The sequence below is a fragment of the Nocardia sp. NPDC056064 genome (assembly GCF_042266925.1).
Taxonomy (GTDB): Bacteria; Actinomycetota; Actinomycetes; order Mycobacteriales; family Mycobacteriaceae; genus Nocardia.
This window is the reverse complement of record NZ_JBHJWO010000005.1, coordinates 42,572-59,505: the sequence shown is the minus strand read 5'-3', so window position 1 is coordinate 59,505 and position 16,934 is coordinate 42,572. Positions and strand designations below refer to the sequence as shown.

15 protein-coding genes are annotated in these 16,934 nt (G+C 69.3%); 11 read left to right on the top strand and 4 right to left on the bottom strand.

Annotated elements, in window-relative coordinates:
* The 3 genes from ACFC06_RS29040 to ACFC06_RS29030 form a co-directional block, all read left to right on the top strand.
* Window positions 1-672, top strand: a 672-nt coding sequence (locus ACFC06_RS29040; RefSeq protein WP_375938682.1) for a hypothetical protein, incomplete at its 5' end; no start/stop codon positions are given.
* A gap of 51 nt (window positions 673-723) precedes the next feature.
* Entirely contained in the window at window positions 724-1,467 is a 744-nt protein-coding gene (nucS, locus tag ACFC06_RS29035) for an endonuclease NucS (RefSeq protein WP_375938679.1), read from the top strand.
* A gap of 16 nt (window positions 1,468-1,483) precedes the next feature.
* Window positions 1,484-1,774 (top strand): ATP/GTP-binding protein, encoded by a 291-nt coding sequence (locus tag ACFC06_RS29030; RefSeq protein ID WP_375938676.1) that lies wholly within the window; start codon window positions 1,484-1,486, stop codon window positions 1,772-1,774.
* Between the two features lie 84 nt (window positions 1,775-1,858).
* On the opposite strand, the gene ACFC06_RS29025 is transcribed toward ACFC06_RS29030, so the two are convergent.
* Window positions 1,859-2,863, bottom strand: a complete 1,005-nt coding sequence (locus ACFC06_RS29025) for a hypothetical protein (RefSeq protein ID WP_375938673.1) — start codon at window positions 2,861-2,863, stop codon at window positions 1,859-1,861.
* Window positions 2,864-2,949: 86 nt separating this feature from the next.
* Window positions 2,950-3,411: a methylmalonyl-CoA epimerase gene (mce, locus tag ACFC06_RS29020; RefSeq protein ID WP_375938670.1), complete on the bottom strand. Its 462-nt coding sequence runs from the start codon at window positions 3,409-3,411 to the stop codon at window positions 2,950-2,952.
* Between the two features lie 133 nt (window positions 3,412-3,544).
* On the opposite strand from mce, the gene ACFC06_RS29015 reads away from it, so the two are divergent.
* The 4 genes from ACFC06_RS29015 (at window position 3,545) to ACFC06_RS29000 (ending at window position 7,300) form a co-directional block, all read left to right on the top strand.
* Window positions 3,545-4,729, top strand: a complete 1,185-nt coding sequence (locus ACFC06_RS29015) for an acetyl-CoA C-acetyltransferase (RefSeq protein WP_375938667.1) — start codon at window positions 3,545-3,547, stop codon at window positions 4,727-4,729.
* Between the two features lie 102 nt (window positions 4,730-4,831).
* Window positions 4,832-5,188 (top strand): DUF3817 domain-containing protein, encoded by a 357-nt coding sequence (locus ACFC06_RS29010; protein ID WP_375938664.1) that lies wholly within the window; start codon window positions 4,832-4,834, stop codon window positions 5,186-5,188.
* A 61-nt stretch (window positions 5,189-5,249) separates the two neighbouring features.
* Complete coding sequence (locus ACFC06_RS29005) at window positions 5,250-6,107, top strand: tetratricopeptide repeat protein (protein WP_375938694.1); 858 nt, start codon at window positions 5,250-5,252, stop codon at window positions 6,105-6,107.
* Window positions 6,108-6,214: 107 nt separating this feature from the next.
* A complete protein-coding gene (locus ACFC06_RS29000) occupies window positions 6,215-7,300 on the top strand; it encodes a class I SAM-dependent methyltransferase (protein WP_375938661.1) in 1,086 nt (361 codons plus the stop codon).
* 3 nt (window positions 7,301-7,303) lie between these two features.
* Here the strand turns inward: ACFC06_RS29000 and glgB are convergent, their stop codons facing one another.
* Complete coding sequence (glgB, locus tag ACFC06_RS28995; protein ID WP_375938658.1) at window positions 7,304-9,460, bottom strand: 1,4-alpha-glucan branching protein GlgB; 2,157 nt, start codon at window positions 9,458-9,460, stop codon at window positions 7,304-7,306.
* The gene (locus ACFC06_RS28990; RefSeq protein ID WP_375938655.1) at window positions 9,460-11,460 is read right to left on the bottom strand and encodes a maltotransferase domain-containing protein; all 2,001 of its coding nucleotides are present in this window, start codon (window positions 11,458-11,460) and stop codon (window positions 9,460-9,462) included. The genes glgB and ACFC06_RS28990 overlap by 1 nt, the downstream gene beginning before the upstream one ends.
* A 241-nt stretch (window positions 11,461-11,701) precedes the next feature.
* On the opposite strand from ACFC06_RS28990, the gene glgP reads away from it, so the two are divergent.
* The 4 genes from glgP (at window position 11,702) to ACFC06_RS28970 (ending at window position 16,921) form a co-directional block, all read left to right on the top strand.
* A complete protein-coding gene (glgP, locus tag ACFC06_RS28985) occupies window positions 11,702-14,272 on the top strand; it encodes an alpha-glucan family phosphorylase (RefSeq protein ID WP_375938652.1) in 2,571 nt (856 codons plus the stop codon).
* A 102-nt stretch (window positions 14,273-14,374) separates the two neighbouring features.
* A complete protein-coding gene (locus ACFC06_RS28980; RefSeq protein ID WP_375938649.1) occupies window positions 14,375-15,736 on the top strand; it encodes an NCS2 family permease in 1,362 nt (453 codons plus the stop codon).
* 36 nt (window positions 15,737-15,772) lie between these two features.
* Window positions 15,773-16,186, top strand: coding sequence for a hypothetical protein (locus ACFC06_RS28975; RefSeq protein WP_375938646.1), 414 nt, complete (start codon window positions 15,773-15,775; stop codon window positions 16,184-16,186).
* A gap of 180 nt (window positions 16,187-16,366) precedes the next feature.
* Entirely contained in the window at window positions 16,367-16,921 is a 555-nt protein-coding gene (locus ACFC06_RS28970; RefSeq protein ID WP_375938643.1) for a DoxX family protein, read from the top strand.
* Window positions 16,922-16,934: the final 13 nt, after the last annotated feature.

The following is a 16,934-nucleotide window of genomic DNA, read 5'->3' as shown; positions in this document are numbered from 1 at the left end:
GGTACTGCACTCGACAGGGTGTGGGAGAGTAGGACACCGCCGGAACATCATTGCGAAAGGCCCTCCAACTTCGGTTGGAGGGCCTTTTTGCGTTCCTGTGCAGCTGATTTCGTGGGCACATGGGTAACTCACCGGGTACGCCCAGCCCGCAACCATCTCCTTGCCGCCGGCCCGCTGACCAAAGTCTTACGGGCCTTTCGTCCGGCAGAAGTCGCGGGGAGGCGGATCAGGCAGTGCACGGCGGAGACCGAGACGATCGTCGACTGGTCGGCCGTGGTCGCCGACTGTTCGGATCCGGCGGCGACTATGCGGATCGTGGCCAGTGAGATCGTGAGCGGCCGCGACGTCGAAGTCGAGTGCTCGAATCCGGACAAGCTCGTGATCACCGACGGGCGGGTCGACGGTGAGTACACCGTCGCGCACTCGTGCGCGGCGCCCAATCTGGTCGTCGGCAACTGCTATTCGGGTGGGATCGGTGGATACACCTATGCTCCGACGTGTTCGCGAACCGACGCCAAGCTGGACCGGGTGCTGACCGGGGTGACCGACGTGGCGAGGTGTGAGCCGGAGACCACCGACATCGCCGTCGAGATGAGCTATATCTTCGTTCGCAGCATGCATTTCATCGACCGGCATGCGGGCAGTACCTACTGCTTCGCGCCGGTTTCGTGAGGACCCGGCCGGGCTTTCGGTGACGTCGGGGGCAGGCGGTAGTGTGCTGGGGTGCGCCTCGTCATTGCTCGTTGCCAGGTCGACTATGTCGGCCGACTGACCGCTCACCTTCCGATGGCCCGCAGGCTGCTGCTGATCAAGGCCGACGGGTCGGTGCTGGTCCACTCCGACGGCGGCTCCTACAAGCCGCTGAACTGGATGAGTCCGCCGTGCTGGCTCGAGGAGCGCGATATCGCCTCGCTGGTACCCGCGGAGCTTCCCGACGGCGTGACGGCGCTGCGAGAGGGCAAAACGGCGCTGCCGGTGAACATCAAGGCGCTGTGGGTGGTGACCAACAAGGCCGGCGAGGAACTGCGGATCACCATCGAGGACATCGAGCACGACTCCTCCCACGAACTCGGCGTCGATCCCGGCCTGGTGAAGGACGGCGTGGAGGCCCATCTGCAGGAGCTGCTGGCCGAACATGTGACGAAGCTGGGGGAGGGGTACACCCTGGTCCGGCGCGAGTACATGACCGCGATCGGCCCGGTGGACCTGCTGTGCCGCGACGCCGACGGCGCCACGGTGGCGGTGGAGATCAAGCGCCGCGGTGAGATCGACGGCGTCGAACAGCTCACCCGCTACCTCGAGCTGCTCAACCGCGACCCGCTGCTGGCGCCGGTGGCCGGGGTGTTCGCCGCACAGCAGATCAAGCCGCAGGCGCGCACGCTCGCCGAGGACCGCGGAATCCGTTGCCTGACGCTCGATTACGACGAGCTGCGCGGCACGGAGAGCAACGTCTTCCGGCTGTTCTGAGGGATCATCCGCCACCATGCCCCGACGTAAGCCCCGCAACGATCGCCGGAGCGCTCCGGCGCCGATCGGTGACGTCTACGGCCGCACCGAAGACGGGCCGGGCGACGAAACCTACATCGTGCGAACGGTTCCCGGTGCACGCGCGGTGAAGACCTACCGCTGCCCGGGGTGTGATCACGAGATCGTGCCCGGGGTGGCCCACATCGTCGCCTGGGCGGCCGAGGGCGGCGAGGACGACCGCAGGCACTGGCATCAGGGCTGCTGGAACGGGCGCCGCACGCGCGGTATCACCCGGCGCTGGTCCTGAACCCGGGCACACGTGAACCGAAGGCCGCCTCGATGATTCGAGGCGGCCTTCGGCGTTGGACGATATGTCGTCGCAGTTCCCGCGTCAGTTGCTGACGTCGGCGCTCTCGCGGTCCTCGTCGACGATGTCCTCGTCGGCGTCGGCGACCTCGGGGATGGCCTTGGCCTGACGGCCGGAGACCGACTTGTTGTTGCCGTTGTTGCCGATCGACTTGCGCTCGGGGGCGCCGTCGAGCAGCTCGCTCTCGCGGTTGACCGCCGCGAGCATGGCGGGCACCGAGTCGAGCTGACCGCGGATACCGAGCAGCTGGGCCAGGACCCGGCCGCGCAGCACGCGCATCTCCTCGGCCAGTTCCTTCGCGTGCGCGATCTTGCGCTCGGAGGTCTGGGTGGCGGAGCTGATGAGACGGTTTGCCTCGTCGGTCGCGTCCTTGATCCGCTGGGCGGCCTCGGCGCGGCTGGTGGCCTCGAGCTCCTCCATGGCACGGGTCAGCTTGGTGCGCCGATCGTTCATGGTGGCTTCGAAGTCCTGCTGGGTGGCCTTGCGCTTGGCCTCGGCCTCCTTGCCCAGACGCTCGACATCGGCCTGGGCGGCCTCGATGATCTTGGCGGAATCGGTGCGCGCGTTGGCGAGGGTCTGCTCGTATTCGATCTCGAGCGCCTCGCGCTTCTCCTTGGTCTCCGCGAGCAGCGACTCGTACTTGCCACGCATCTCGGTGGCCTGCTGCTCGGCGATCGACACCATCTCGGCGGCCTCGGCCTGGGCCAGGGCGCGCACCTCGGACGCTTCGTCCGAGGCCAGGCGCAGCATGCGCGAGATACGGTCGGACATGCCTTCGGCGGTGGTCGGCGGCACGGACAGCCGGTCGACCTCCTTGCGGAGCTCGTCGATCTCGTCCCGCGCGTCTTCCAGCTGGCTGGCGAGATTCCGGGCCTGCGCGGCGGCAGCGTCCCGGTCGGTGGCGGTGACGCGAAGCTCCGCGTCGAAGCGGTCGAAGTAGTTGCGCACCTCGTCTTGCGCATAACCCTTGCGCACAACAGTGAAGGGCAGCGCAACGAAGCGATTGCGATCGGACTCAGGTGACGACATGGCACACAAAATACAGCCTCGAGCGACGGTGTGGAGACTCGACCGGGATTGTGATCGCGCCGAGATTTACCGGCCGGGTTCCCGTACTAGTGCGTAACATTCGGGTTGGGCTCCACGAGCTCGACCAGCACACCGCCAGCATCCTTGGGATGGATGAAATTGATGCGGGAATCAGCGGTTCCGTGGCGGGGGGCGTCGTACAGCAAACGGAGTCCGCGCTCGCGCAGGAAGCCCGAAACGGCCTCGATGTCGGTGACCCGGTAGGCCAGCTGCTGCAGGCCCGGTCCGCTGCGTTCGATGAACTTGGCGATGGTCGACTCGGGGGTCAGCGGGGCCAGCAATTGCAGGGCGGTCGCGCGGTCGGCGGCGGCGGGGCACGAGAGCATCGCCTCGACGACGCCCTGGGCCTCGTTCACCTCGCGATGGGTCTCGACCATGCCCAGATTGTCGGTGTACCAGGCGACGGCGGCGTCGAGGTCGGGCACGGCGATGCCCACGTGGTCGACGGCGATGACGTAGTCGGCGGGGATGAAGTTCTCGTTGGTCACCCCACGAAGTTAGCGCCAACCTGCGCGCCGGTGCTCGGCGCGGACAAGTTACCGTTGAGTGCAACCCTTGACGCGTGCCGGTTTCGCGGATGTGCATCAGGGCGAGGTTCGACTCTATGAATGCGAGGCTTTCGTGACGACTTCTGTCATCGTGTCCGGTGCGCGTACCCCGGTCGGTCGGCTGCTGGGCGGTCTGAAGGATTTCAAGGCCTCGGATCTGGCCGGTGTGGCCATCAAGGCGGCGCTGGAGAAGGGTGGCGTCGCCCCCGAACAGGTCGACTACGTCATCCTCGGGCAGGTGCTGCAGGCGGGCGCCGGGCAGCTGCCCGCGCGACAGGCCGCCATCGCCGGTGGCATTCCGATGGACGTGCCCTCGCTGCTGATCAACAAGGTCTGCCTGTCGGGCATCAACGCGATCGCGCTGGCCGACCAGCTGATCCGCGCCGGTGAGCACGAGATCATCGTGGCCGGTGGCATGGAGTCGATGAGCCAGACCCCGCATCTGCTGCCCAAGAGCCGTGAGGGCTTCAAGTACGGCAACACCACGCTGGTCGACCACATGGCCTACGACGGCCTGCACGACGTGATCACCGACCAGGCCATGGGCCTGCTGACCGAGGATCGCAACGACCTGGACAAGGTGAGCCGCGCCGAGCAGGACGCGCTGGCCGCGGCCTCGCACCAGCGCGCCGCCGCCGCGTGGAAGAACGGGCTGTTCGCCGACGAGGTCGTGCCGGTGGCCGTGCCGCAGCGCAAGGGCGACCCGGTCTACGTCACCGAGGACGAGGGCATCCGCGCCGACACCACCGTCGAGTCGCTGGGCAAGCTGCGCCCGGCCTTCCGCAAGGACGGCACCGTCACCGCGGGCACCGCCTCGCAGATCTCCGACGGCGCGGCCGCGGTGGTCGTGATGAGCAAGGCCAAGGCGACCGAGCTCGGGCTGGAGTGGATCGCCGAGATCGGGGCCGCCGGTCAGGTCGCCGGGCCGGACTCGACCCTGCAGGATCAGCCGGCCAACGCCATCCTCGCCGCCTGCGCCAAGGAGGGCATCACCCCGGCGGAGCTGGATCTGATCGAGATCAACGAGGCGTTCGCCGCCGTCGGTGTGTCCTCGACCAAGAAGCTGGGCTACGACCCGGAGAAGGTGAACGTCAACGGTGGCGCCATCTCCATCGGTCACCCGCTGGGCATGTCGGGCGCGCGCATCCTGCTGCACCTGGCCCTGGAGCTGAAGCGTCGCGGTGGTGGCGTCGGCGCTGCCGCTCTGTGTGGTGGTGGCGGCCAGGGCGATGCCCTGATCATCCGCGTGCCTGCCTGATTCTCTGTTCGGAAGGCCCCGGTATCGCTGGTCGGTGCCGGGGCCTTTTGTGTGACCGGTCCAACTACGTGGTGTCGTAGTGGGTCCGGCACAATGGGGGGCATGGGTTTCTTCGATCTGCGGTCCACTGCCAGTCGTTTCCGGTTCTTCGCGGTGCTCGAGGCGCTGTCCTGGATCGGTCTGCTGACCGGTATGGCGTTCAAGTACCTGCCCGCCGAGGGCAACGAGATCGGTGTGAAGATCTTCGGGCCGGTGCACGGCGCGATCTTCGTGCTGTTCGTGATCACCGCGCTGCTGACCGCGCGCGAGCTGAAGTGGTCGATCACCACCACGCTGCTGGCGCTGGCGTCGAGCATTCCGCCGCTGTTCACCGTGCTCTTCGAGGTGTGGGCGGTGCGTACCGGCCAGCTCGGTGAGCTGAGCGCGGAGGCGAGCAAGACCTCGCCGAGCGCTTCGTGACAAACTGGAAACCGTGACTCGACCCGCTGCCCGTCGTCCTTCGCCCGCCGTCGCCGCCGCTATGTCCGGCGCGGTGGATCTGTCCGCGCTGAAGCAGCCGCCCGCCGCGTCCGGCGGGGCGGCCGCCGCCCCGGGGAACCACGCCGTCACCGAGGCGGATTTCGAGGCCAAGGTGATCCGGCGCTCGATGCAGGTGCCCGTGGTGGTCGCGCTGTTCTCGCAGCGCAGCCCGGGCAGCGTCGAGCTGGTCCGCACGCTGGAGCGGTTCGCCGCCGAGGACCGCGGTGCCTGGGATCTGGCCGCTGTCGAAGCCGAACCCAATATGAACATCGTCCAGGCGCTGCGCGTGCAGGGCATCCCGACGGTGATCGCGGTGGCGGGCGGGCAGCCGCTGGCCGACTTCGAGGGAGCCCAGCCGGAGGCGCAGGTGCGCCAGTGGCTCGACGCGGTGCTCGACGCGACCGCGGGCAAGCTCGAGGGCGACGGCACCGCGCCGGAGCCCGAGGTCGAGGACCCGCGCTTCGTCGCCGCCGAGGACAAGCTGGCCGAGGGCGACATCGCCGGCGCCGAGGCGGCCTACGAGGCCATCATCGCCGAGGAGCCGGGCAACGAGGAGGCCAAGGCGGCGCTGCGTCAGCTGCGCTTCCTGACCAGGGCCCAGCAGGTCGACCCGGCGGTGGTCGCCACCGCCGACGCCGACCCGTCGAACCTCGACGCCGCGCTCGACGCCGCCGACGTGGAACTGCTCGAGCAGCGTCCCGAGGCGGCCTTCGACCGGATCATCGCGATCGTCAAGCGCACCGCGGGCGAGGACCGCACCAGGGCTCGCACCCGGCTGCTCGAACTGTTCGAGCTGTTCGACCAGGCCGAGCCCTTCGTGACCGCGGCCCGGCGCAAGCTGGCCGCGGCGCTGTACTGACCCCACTCCCGTCTCGGGCCCGTCTCGGCTGAACTGCCGGGGCGGGCCCGCCGTATGTCCTGGGTGAACGCGTGGCACCGGGCCGCGCCGAACCGAGGAGTACGACCATGACCGCACTCGATCAGTCGGCCGCCGTCGATCCGGCCGCCGTGGAAGCCTTCGCCGGACGGATGGTCGAGGTGCTCGATCACGCCAGTACCGCCCTGATGATCAGCATGGGTCACCAGGTGGGCCTGTTCGACACCATGGCCGGGCTGCCCGGCGCCACCAGCGAGCAGCTCGCCGCCGCCGCGGGCCTGGACGAGCGGTATGTGCGCGAATGGCTCGGCGCGATCACCACCGCCGGCATCGTCACCTATGACGCGGCCGCGGCCACCTACACGCTGCCGCCCGCGCACGCCGCGTCGCTGACCAGAGCGGCGGGCCCGGACAATCTGGCCAGGGTGATGCAGTTCATCGGCCAGCTCGGTGAGGTCGAGCCCAAGATCGCCGAGAAGTTCCGGACCGGCGGTGGGCTGTCCTACGAGGATTACGGGCGCTTCCACGCGCTGATGGCCGAGGAGAGCGCCGAGGTGTTCGACGCCGCGCTGCTCGAGGTCATCCTGCCGATGGCGCCCGGTCTACCGGATCGGCTGCGCGCGGGGATCGATGTCGCCGATATCGCCTGTGGCAGTGGACATGCGGTGAATCTGATGGCACGGGCGTATCCGGCCGCCAGGTTCACCGGCTACGACTTCTCCGCCGACGCGGTGGCGGTGGGGCGGGCCGAGGCGGCGGAGCTGGGACTGACCAACGCGCGGTTCGTGGAGCAGGACGTCGCGGCGTGGGACGCGCCCGAATCCTGTGATCTGATCACGATTTTCGACGCCGTCCACGATCAGGCGCATCCGGCACGAGTGCTGGCCAATATGGCGCGGGCCCTGCGGCCGGGCGGGGTGTTGCTCATGGTCGACATCCACGCGTCGAGCAGGCTGGAGAAGAACCTGGACCTGCCGCTCGGTCCGTTCCTGTACACGGTGTCCACGATGCACTGCATGTCGGTGTCTCTGGGACAGGGTGGCGACGGACTCGGCACGGTGTGGGGCGAGGAGCTGGCGTTGTCGATGTTGGCCGACGCCGGGTTCACCGATGTGCGGACCGCCTATGTCGACGGTGATCCGCTCAATACCTACTACGTGGCGCACAAGGCGTGAGCCTCAGCGCTGGGCGGCCAGCCAGACGGCGCTGTTCGGGGCCAGGGTGACCGTCGCCGAGGCGGGGCGGCCGTGCCAGGGAGTGTCCTCGGCGACGACCCCGCCGAGGTTGCCCAGGCCCGAGCCGCCGTATTCCTGGGCGTCGGTATTGAGGACCTCGCGCCAGGAACCGGTGTGCGGCAGGCCGATCCGGTAGTTCTCGCGGGTGGCGCCGGAGAAGTTGAAGACGCAGGCCACGGCGCTGCCGTCGGAACCCCAGCGCAGGAAGGCGAAGACGGAGGCCGCGCTGTCGTCGGCCTCGATCCAGGAGTGCCCGCCCGGCGTGGTGTCCTGGCTCCACAGCGCCGGATGGGCGACGTAGGTGCGGTTGAGATCGCCGACCATGGTCGAAATGCCCTGGTGCAGAGGGTTTTCCAGTTCGTGCCAGTCCAGGCCGCGATCGTTGTCCCATTCGCGGAACTGGCCGAACTCCTGGCCCATGAACAGCAGTTGTTTGCCGGGGTGGGTCCACATGTAGGCGAGCAGGGCGCGCACGCCGCTCGCCTTGGCGAAGTCGTCACCGGGCATGCGCGTCCACAGGGTGCCCTTGCCGTGCACGACCTCGTCGTGGCTGATCGGCAGCAGATAGTTCTCGCTCCAGGCGTAGACCAGGGAGAAGGTCATCTCGTTGTGGTGCCAGGAGCGGTGGATCGGGTCGCGGGCCAGGTAGCCGAGGGTGTCGTGCATCCAGCCCATGTTCCATTTCATGGTGAAACCCAGGCCGCCGACGTCGGTGCCGCGGGTGACGCCGGGCCAGGTGGTGGACTCCTCGGCGACGGTGATCACGCCGGGGTGGGCGCGGTGCACGGTGTCGTTGAGCTCCTGCAGGAACTCGACGGCCTCCAGGTTCTCCCTGCCGCCGTGGATATTGGGCTCCCAGCCGCCCTCGGGACGCGAATAGTCCAGGTAGAGCATGGAGGCCACGGCGTCCACGCGCAGGCCGTCGATGTGGAATTCCTCGATCCAGTACGCGGCATTGGCGACCAGGAAGTTGCGGACCTCGTTGCGGCCGAAGTCGAAAACGTAGGTGCCCCAGTCGAGTTGCTCGCCGCGGCGCGGGTCGGGGTGCTCGTAGAGCGGGGTGCCGTCGAAGCGGGCCAGCGCCCATTCGTCGCGTGGGAAGTGCGCGGGGACCCAGTCGAGCAGCACGCCGATACCCGCGTTGTGCAGGTGGTCGACGAACCAGCGGAAGTCGTCGGGGGTGCCGAAGCGGGAGGTGGGGGCGTAATAGGAGGTGACCTGGTAGCCCCAGGAACCGCCGAAGGGATGTTCGGCGACGGGCAGCAGTTCGACGTGGGTGAAGCCGGTGGCCCGCACATGGTCGGCGAGCTGTACGGCCAGTTCGCGGTAGGTCAGGCCGGGGCGCCAGGAACCCAGGTGCACCTCGTAGACGCTGAGCGGGGAGTGGGTGGCGTCGGTGCGGGCGCGGCGGTCCAGCCAGGCGCTGTCGGTCCAGACGTGATCGGCGCGGGTCACGACCGAGGCGGTGGCGGGCGGTACCTCGGTGGCGAAGGCGAGCGGGTCGGCGTGGTCGACGACGCGACCGTCGGCGCCGTGCACCCGGTACTTGTAGCGCGTGCCCGGCTCGACACCCGGCACGAACACCTCCCACACGCCGGAGCTGCCGAGCGCGCGCATCGGTGCCGAGGTGCCGCCCCAGTGGTCGAAATCGCCGAAGACGGTGACGCCGCGCGCATTCGGCGCCCACACCGCGAACGACGTGCCGGTCACCTCGCCGTCGAGGGTGGTGTAGCGGCGTGGATGCGCGCCGAGCACCTCCCAGAGCCGGGTGTGGCGGCCCTCGCCGATCAGGTGCAGGTCGAATTCGCCGACGGTGGGCAGGAATCGGTAGCCGTCGGCGGAGAGCACCGTCGGGCCGCCCGGGTATTGCGCGCGTACGCGGTAGTCGTCGATCTGCGGATAGGGCAGCACCGCGGCGAAGACGCCGTGCCCCAGCGACTTCAGCGGATGCTCGGTGTCGCCGACGAGGACGGTCACCGTGCCCGCGTGCGGGCGCAGCACGCGTACCGCGGTGCCGTCGGGGGCCGGGTGCGCGCCGAGCACGGTGTGCGGGTCGGGGTGCGTGCCTGCCGCCAGCAGCATCAGGTCGCGGCGGCGCATCAGAAGCTCCGGCGATAGGCCAGGGGTGCGCGGGCGGCGGCGGGGACGGCGGGCAGGGCCAGGATGTGCGCGACCGCCTTGGCCGGGTCGAGCTGCACGAAATTGCGCTGGCCCCAGTGGTATTCCTCGCCGGTGACCTCGTCGAACACCACGGGGTGGTCGTGCCATTCGCGGCCGAGGGCGGGCAGGTCCAGGGAGATGTGGCCGTACTCGGTGGCGAAGGGATTCAGGTTGACGATCACCAGCACGGCGTCGCCGGTGGCCGGGTCGATCTTGGAGTAGGCCAGCAGCGCGTCGTTGTCGACGGGATGGAAGTGGATGCAGCGCAACTGCTGGAGCGCGGGATGGTTGCGCCGGATCTCGTTGAGCTGGGTCAGCCACGGTTCCAGCGATTCGCCGCGGGCCAGCGCGCCGGCGAAATCACGCGGGCGCAGTTCGTACTTCTCCGAGTCGAGGTACTCCTCGCTGCCTGGACGCACCGCCTCGTGCTCGAACAGCTCGAATCCGGAGTACACACCCCAGGTGGGGCCGAGGGTGGCGGCGAGCGCGGCGCGGATGGCGAACATGCCGGGGCCGCCGTGCTGGAGGCTCTCGTGCAGGATGTCGGGGGTGTTCACGAACAGGTTGGGGCGGGCCTCGTCGGCCTTGGCGGCCAGCTCCAGGCCGAACTCGGTGAGCTCCCACTTGTGTACGCGCCAGGTGAAATACGTGTAGGACTGGCTGAATCCGCGCCGGGCCAGGCCGTAGAGACGGGCCGGACGGGTGAACGCCTCGGACAGGAAGATCACGTCGGGGTCGGTGTGGCGCACCTGCGCGAGCAGCCATTCCCAGAAGTCGGCGGGCTTGGTGTGCGGGTTGTCGACGCGGAAGATGGTGACGCCCAGCGAGATCCAGTGCCGCACCACCCGCAGCACCTCGGCGTAGATGCCGTCGGGATCGTTGTCGAAGTTGACCGGGTAGATGTCCTGGTACTTCTTGGGCGGATTCTCGGCGAAGGCGATGGTGCCGTCGGGCAGGGTGGTGAACCACTCCGGATGCGCGCCGACCCAGGGATGATCGGGGGCGCACTGCAAGGCCAGGTCGAGCGCCACTTCCAGGCCGAGACCGGCTGCGGTGGAGACGAATTCGGCGAAATCGGCCTCGGTGCCCAGGTCGGGGTGGATGGCGTCGTGCCCGCCCGCGGCCGAGCCGATCGCCCACGGCGAGCCGACATCGCCGGGCTCGGTGGTGAGCGCGTTGTTGCGGCCCTTGCGGTTGACCTCGCCGACCGGGTGGACCGGTGGCAGATAGACCACGTCGAACCCCATGCCCGCGATGCGGGGCAGCTCGCGCGCGGCGGTGGCGAAAGTGCCGTGCACGGGACGGCCCTCGGCGTCGCGGCCGCCGGTGGAGCGTGGGAAGAACTCGTACCAGGAGCCGACCAGCGCGCGGCGGCGTTCGACCAGCACGGTGTGCTGGGTGCCGCGGGTGACCATCTCGCGCAGCGGCGTCGCGCGCAGGATCTCGGTGACCTCGGCGCTGAAGGCGGGTGCCACGCGGGCAGGCAGCTGGTCGTCACCGCGCAGGGCGGCCGCGGCGGCGCGCAGGCGCTCGAACTGCTTCTTCGGCACCGCCTGGGCCGCGCGGTCGAACAGCGCCGCGCCGAGCTCGAGATCGTTGGCGAGGTCGGCGGCGCTCTGCCCGACGCCCAGCTTGGCCTCCACCGCCGAACGCCAGGTGGCGATCGGGTCGCTCCAGCCCTCGATCCGGAAGGTCCACAGGCCGGGTGTGGTGGGGGTGAACACGGCACTGAAGACATCGGGTTCGTACTCCGGTGCCATCCGGGTCCTGGTGATCCGCGAGGAACCGGGCGCGCGCACCGCCAGGGTCGCGGCCACCGCGTCGTGACCCTCGCGCCAGACCACGGCCCGCACCGGGAAGACCTCCCCGACGACGGCCTTGGCCGGTCGGCCGCCGGGAATCGACGGTGCGATGTCATCGATGGCAATCCGGCCGCTCACCACGCCAACGTACTGTATTTCCGGCGCGCAGGTGCGCGCGTGTCCGCGGCCCCTCGCGGGTCGCCGGTCAGACACCGTTTCTTGCTCCTTCGTCGCCTACGAAACGGCGTCTGACCGGCGACCCGGCCGCGGACCGGCCACTTCGTGGCCGCCGCTCCTCGGGGTCGCGGGTGCGGGGCCGGGAGGGCGGTCATCGCCGCGTGTTCAGCCTGGGCGGGCGGCATCAGTTAATCTTCCGCTGGTGAAGGCACTTCGTCGGTTCACTGTCCGTGCCCATCTGCCGGAGCGGCTCGCCGCGCTGGGTGAGTTGTCGACGAACCTGCGCTGGTCGTGGCACGGCCCGACGCAGGATCTGTTCGCCGAACTCGATCCGGAGCTGTGGCAGGCCCTCGGCCAGGACCCCGTCCGCATGCTGGGGGAGGTGCCCGCCGAGCGGCTCGACGCGCTCGCCGCCGACCCCGGCTACACCGCCAGGGTCGACGCGCAGGAACGCGGGCTGCGCGACTATCTGGCCCGGCCGCGCTGGTTCCAGGAACAGAGCGGCACCGAGGTGGCGGGGATCGCGTACTTCTCGATGGAGTTCGGCGTCACCGAGGTGCTGCCCAACTATTCCGGTGGCCTGGGCATTCTCGCCGGTGACCACCTCAAGGCCGCCTCGGATCTCGGCCTGCCGCTGATCGGGGTCGGGCTGCTGTACCGCTCGGGGTATTTCCGGCAGTCGCTGTCGGCCGACGGCTGGCAGCGCGAGCACTATCCGGCGCTCGACCCGCAGGGCCTGCCGCTGAAACTGCTGACCAGTGATGGTTCGCCGGTGCTGATCCACGTGGGCATGCCGGAGGGCCGGGTGCTGCGCGCGCGGGTGTGGATCGCCCAGGTCGGCCGGATTCCGCTGCTGCTGCTGGACTCCGACATCGCCGACAACGATCCGGAACTGCGCGCGGTCACCGACCGGCTCTACGGTGGCGACCAGGATCACCGGATCAAGCAGGAGATCCTGGCCGGTATCGGCGGGGTGCGCGCGGTGCGCGCCTACACCCGCGCCCACGGGCTGCCCGATCCGGACGTCTTCCACATGAACGAGGGCCACGCCGGGTTCCTCGGGGTCGAGCGGATCCGCGAATTCGTCGCGGGCGGACTGGATTTCGACACCGCGCTGGCCGCCGTGCGAGCGGGGACGGTGTTCACCACGCACACCCCGGTGCCCGCCGGGATCGACCGGTTCCCGATGCCGTTGGTGCGCAGGTACTTCGGTGGCGCGCACGGCGAGCCGGAATCGGCGCTGCTGCCGGGACTCTCGGTGGACCGGATCCTGGCCTTCGGGCGCGAGGCCGATCCGTCGGTGTTCAACATGGCGCACATGGGTCTGCGGCTGGCGCAGCGCGCCAATGGTGTCTCGAAGCTGCACGGGGAGGTCAGCCGGGAGATGTTCGCCGCGCTGTGGCCCGGTTTCGACGCCGCCGAGGTGCCGATCGGCTCGGTGACCAACGGGGTGCACGCGCCGACCTGGGCCGCGCGCGAATGGCTCGACAAGGCACGCGAACTGGTGGGGCCCGAACTCGTCGAGGAGGCGCGCGGCTGGGAGAAGCTCAGCGATGTCGACCTCGGGCAGCTGTGGTCGACCCGTAACACCCTGCGCGGGGTGCTGATCGCGGAGGTGCGGCGCAGGCTGCGCGCGTCCTGGTTGCAGCGCGGTGCCGCCGAGGCGGAACTGGGCTGGATCGACGACGTCTTCGATCCGGACGTGCTCACCGTCGGCTTCGCCCGCCGCGTGCCCACCTACAAGCGCCTGACCCTGATGCTGCGTGACCCCGAACGGCTGCGCGCGCTGCTGCTCGACCCCGAACGGCCGGTGCAGCTGGTGGTCGCGGGCAAGAGCCACCCCGCCGACGACGGCGGCAAGGCGCTGATCCAGCAGGTCGTACGCTTCGCCGACGACCCCGCGGTACGCCATCGGATCGTCTTCCTGCCCGACTACGACATGTCGATGGCCCGCTACCTGTACTGGGGTTGCGATGTGTGGCTGAACAACCCGCTGCGCCCGCTCGAGGCGTGCGGGACCTCGGGGATGAAGTCGGCGCTCAACGGCGGGCTCAACCTGTCCATCCGCGACGGCTGGTGGGACGAGATGTTCGACGGCGAGAACGGCTGGGCCATCCCCACCGCCGACGGCGTCCGCGACGAGCACCGCCGCGACGATCTCGAGGCCGCGGCGCTCTACGAACTCGTGGAGCGCACGGTCGCGCCACGCTTCTACGACCGCGACGCCGACGGTGTCCCGGTGCGCTGGACCGAAATGGTGCGCCACACCCTGCAGACCACCAGCCCCCGGGTGCTGGCCTCGCGGATGGTGCGCGACTACGCCGAGCAGTACTACGGCCCAGCCGCCGCCGCGTTCGCCGCCGCCGCGGACGACGGTTTCGCCGGAGCGGCGCGGGTCGCCGAGTACCGGCGCCGGATCGAGGCGGCCTGGCCCGCGGTGCGGGTCGTCCAGGTGGACAGCTCGGGCCTGCCCGACACCCCGGTGATCGGTGCCGAGCTGTGGTTGCACGCGCGGGTCGACCTGGGCGGGCTCACCGCCGCGGACGTGGTGGTGCAGGCGGTGCTCGGGCGGGTCTCCCCGGAGGACGAGCTGTCCGACACCGTCACCAGGGAGATGCGCCACACCGGTGCCGACGACGCCGTGCAGCTCTACGACCTCGAGCTGCCGGTGCCGCTGTCGGGCGCGGTCGGCTACACGGTGCGGGTGCTGCCGCGGCACCGGCTGCTGGCCTCCGACGCCGAGCTGGGCGCGGTGGCCGTCGCGGGCGGCTGAACCGTGAGCGGGGACACGGGAGACGGGTTGTCGGGTTCAGTGAACTTTCCGCTACCGTTCCTGGGCATCCTTCTTCTCTGAACACCCCCGGACTGGAGAGTCATGGCCAGCGATGTCGTCACCCGCGCCCGACGGCGCGTCGACGGATACTTCGGTGTCTCGTCGAGCGGGTCCACCTTCCGGCGCGAGGCGATGGCGGGGACGATCACGTTCCTGGCGATGTCCTATGTGCTGGCGGTGAATCCGTCGATCCTCGGTGACGAGGGCGCCCTGGGTGACAAGGGCATCCCGATGCAGGCGGTGTTCACCGCCACCGCGGTGGCCGCGGTCTTCGGCACACTGGTCATGGGCATCTGGGCGCGCTATCCGATCGCGCTCGCGCCGGGCATGGGCCTCAACGCGTTCTTCGCCTACACCGTGGTGCTCAGCATGGGCATCCCGTGGCAGGTGGCGCTGTCGGGGACGCTGCTGTCGGGCATCATCTTCTTCATCCTCGCGGTGACCAAGGTCCGCGAACGGATTCTCAACGCGATCCCGCTGCAGATGAAGTTCGCGGTGGGCGCCGGTATCGGCCTGTTCGTGGCGTTCCTCGGGCTGAAGAACGCCGGCATCGTGGTGAACAGCGAGGCGACGCTGGTCACCCTGGGCGACTTCACCAAGGGCACCACGCTGCTGGCGCTGTTCGGTCTGGTCGTGACCGTGGTCTTCCTGGTGATCGGCTGGCACGGCGCGGTGCTCTACGGCATCGTCGCCACCACCGTGCTCGGCATGGTGACCGGCCTGGTCGGCATTCCCGACGGCATCGCCGAACTGCCCAAGGGCCTGGACCAGACCTTCGGTCAGGCGATCATCCATCTGCCCGACGCCTTCACCGGGCAGATGATCGTGGTGGTGCTCACCATGCTGTTCGTCGACTTCTTCGACGCCTCGGGCACGCTCATCGGGGTCGCCAACCAGGCCGGGCTGCTCAACAAGGACGGCACGCTGCCGCGCGCGGCCAGCGCCCTGGCCGCCGACTCGGTGGGCACCACCGCGGGCGCGATCATCGGTACCTCCACCACCACCGCGTATGTGGAGTCGACGGCGGGTGTGTCGGCCGGTGGCCGGACCGGATTGACGGCGGTGACCACGGCGGGCTGGTTCCTGATCGCGATGTTCTGCTATCCGGTGTTCTCGGTGATCGCCGGGTCCAGCGAGGTCACCGCGCCCGCGTTGATCGTGGTGGGTGTGCTGATGGCCCGTGCGCTCGGTGACATCGATTGGCAGCATCTCGAGTACTCGGTGCCCGCCTTCCTCACCGTGATCATGATGCCGCTGACGTATTCGATCGCCAACGGTCTGGCCATGGGCATGATCCTGTATCCGGTGGTCATGGTGGCCAAGGGCCGGGTCAAAGAGGTGCATCCGGCCATGTGGGGGCTGCTGGTGCTGTTCCTGGCGTACTTCTTCTTCCTGGTCGAATAGGTTAGGCTTACCTCTCCGATTGTGAAGGAGAGATCTGTGAAGCGCTCGCTCGTCGCCGCGTCGATGGCTGTCGCCACCCTGTTCGCGCCGGTCGCCGTGGCCGTCGTCGCCACCGCCCCGGCCGCGATCGCCGCGCCCGCCACCCCGTCGGCCGGTGAGCTGCAGGGCAAACTGCAGGCCGCGCTCAACGGCTCGACCGCCGAGGTCGAGTCCGGTGACGCGAGCGGCCTGACGGTCGTGCGCGACCGCATCGCCGCGATCCCGGGTTACCACTGGGACGTGTCGGGTCCGGTGACGGTCGAGGGCGACACCCTCTCCGCCACCCTCAACAGCAGCCTCGGCGACTACACCTATCCGATTCCGGTGACCTGGAAGGACATCGACGGCACCTGGAAGCTGTCGAGGGAGTCGGAGCAGACGCTCGTCGGCTACGCGACGATGTCGTACTGACCACCGTGTCAGCAAGCGAAAGGCCGTCCGATCGGGCGGCCTTTCGCATCGGTTGTGACCAGCGGCACAGATCCGGCGGGACGGGCGTGAAATAGCCCGGACCGCACCGGAGTTGATCGGAGAAGGCAATCGGACCGCAGTCCGGTTGCGGGCATGTATCGAATCGCAGACGAGGAAACGATGACCGACACCGCTACCCGCACCACCACTTCCGGCACGACCACCACCCTCACGGCCACCGATGCCGCGCTCTCGAGCGATATCGGCCTGCTCGTCCTGCGCGTCGGCTTCGGCGGCCTGATGGCCGCGCACGGCGCCCAGAAACTCTTCGGCTGGTGGGGCGGCAAGGGCTGGCGCGACACCGCCGACGGCTTCACCGCCATGGGCTACAACCCCGGCGAGATCTTCGGCACGCTGGCCGGGCTCACCGAATTCGCCGGCGGTCTCGCGCTGGTACTCGGCCTGCTCACCCCGCTGGCCGCTGCCGCGGTGCTGGGCACCATGGTCAACGCCATCAATGTCACCTTCGCCGGTGGCCTGCTCACCGGCAAGGGTTACGAGGTGGCGCTGCTGTTCGCCATCCCGGCCGTCACCCTGGCCTTCACCGGTCCCGGCCGGTTCTCGCTGGATCACGGACGGCCGTGGGCGCGGCAGGGCCTGGTGTGGGGCGCGGGGGCGGTCGCGCTCGGTATCGGTTCCGGGCTGCTGACGCTGCTGCTGAAGGCCGTGCTCTGAGCTGAGTTCCCCG